This window comes from Streptococcus sp. DD04, assembly GCF_001578725.1.
GTDB lineage: Bacteria > Bacillota > Bacilli > Lactobacillales > Streptococcaceae > Streptococcus > Streptococcus sinensis.
On record NZ_KQ968992.1, the window covers coordinates 1 to 763 of the forward strand.

1 protein-coding gene is annotated in these 763 nt (G+C 47.8%); it reads right to left on the reverse strand.

Annotation, left to right across the window (positions count from 1 at the left end):
• Positions 1-57: 57 nt before the first annotated feature.
• A complete protein-coding gene (gene nth / locus STRDD04_RS10170) occupies positions 58-687 on the reverse strand; it encodes an endonuclease III (protein WP_062201986.1) in 630 nt (209 codons plus the stop codon).
• Positions 688-763: the final 76 nt, after the last annotated feature.

The following is a 763-nucleotide window of genomic DNA, read 5'->3' on the forward strand; positions in this document are numbered from 1 at the left end:
GGGGCTTATTTACTTTCTTCCCTATCAAATAAAAGCGAAGTCATCAGACCTCGCTTTTTAAATGTCATTAAAGTTATAGAGTTGCGGATAGTGATCGCATTCGGGATTTTTAGGATGACAGATAGCCCGTCCAAAGTAAATCATGGCCTGATGAGCCGGCAGCCAGCGCTCGGGCGGAAGCACCTCCATGACTCGCTTTTCTACCTCTAGCGGCGTTGCAGACTTTTTGACAATATCATGGTGCTTACAGATGCGCTCCACATGGGTATCGACAGCAAAGGCTGGTATGCCAAAGCCAACACTCATGACCACATTAGCCGTCTTGCGACCGACACCTGCCAGACTTTCCAACTCAGCTCGCGTTTGCGGCACTCGGCCATCAAAATCATCCAAAAGCTGCTGGGCACATTTCTTCAAAAACTTGGCCTTGTTGCGATAGAGCCCAAGACGGGAGATGTATTTAGCAATGTCTGCTTCACCCGCCACAGCCATATCCTGCGGGGTCGGATAAGCCTCAAACAGAGCTGGCGTCGCCTTATTGACCGCAGCATCCGTCGTCTGAGCCGATAGCATGACCGCTACCAAAAGCTCAAAGTGATTACGAAAATCTAGACTGGGCTTAGCATCAGGGAAAAGAGCAATAATTTCCTCAATCACATGGCGAGCCCGTTTTTTTGATAAAACCATAGCATTACTTTCTAAGATTAGGATACTAACAGTATATCATGAAAGCCGATGCGACCCAAGCCAGACAACTCAAAAG

Excerpts from the sequence above, each read along its gene's own strand:
- nth (WP_062201986.1), bottom strand. The coding sequence starts at position 687 with ATGGTTTTATCAAAAAAACGGGCTCGCCATGTGATTGAGGAAATTATT.